Genomic DNA, 479 nt, shown 5'->3' with positions numbered 1-479 from the left:
GCGTGGTATGAAGTCACCAACATCGCCAGCGATACGGCCTTGTCGATTTCACCTAACTATCAAGGGCCCACCGTCGCTGCCGGCGGCTATGCGCTCGCACCCATGCAAGGCTATGTAAAAGACTTGGCGGACCAGGTGAGGGCGATCGTTCAGCAATGGGGCGCGACGTTGGCAGGGTTGGGGCCTTTGTCCAGCGTGAGCATTGCTCCGATTGCCAATGGCGGCACGGGCTCAAATTCCGAAGCGGGTGCTCGTAAAGCCCTGGGGCTGGGGACCGCAGCGACTGCAAACCTCACGAGCTCTCCCGAGGATTACGGGGCAGGAAAAGTGTTGCAGGTCGGTGCCCTGGGCTGGAACGGCGGCAACTCCTTGGCCCAGTCGGCCTCGGGTGACGCGAATTTGTTGGGGCGTTCAGGGATCTATCTCTACTCCAACGGGGGGCAGAACGTGCCCGCTGGTGTGTTCCCGCATGTCCGGCT

General features: G+C 61.8%; 1 pseudogene. It reads left to right on the top strand.

Going from position 1 to position 479, the window contains the following annotated elements:
• Positions 1-479: pseudogene (locus BKD70_RS25480) on the top strand (tail fiber domain-containing protein); the annotation flags it as partial.

Source organism: Pseudomonas sp. BS-2016, assembly GCF_001806145.1.
GTDB lineage: Bacteria > Pseudomonadota > Gammaproteobacteria > Pseudomonadales > Pseudomonadaceae > Aquipseudomonas > Aquipseudomonas lundensis.
The sequence above is the reverse complement of the archived record's forward strand: the minus strand, read 5'-3'. Positions and strand labels throughout refer to the sequence as shown.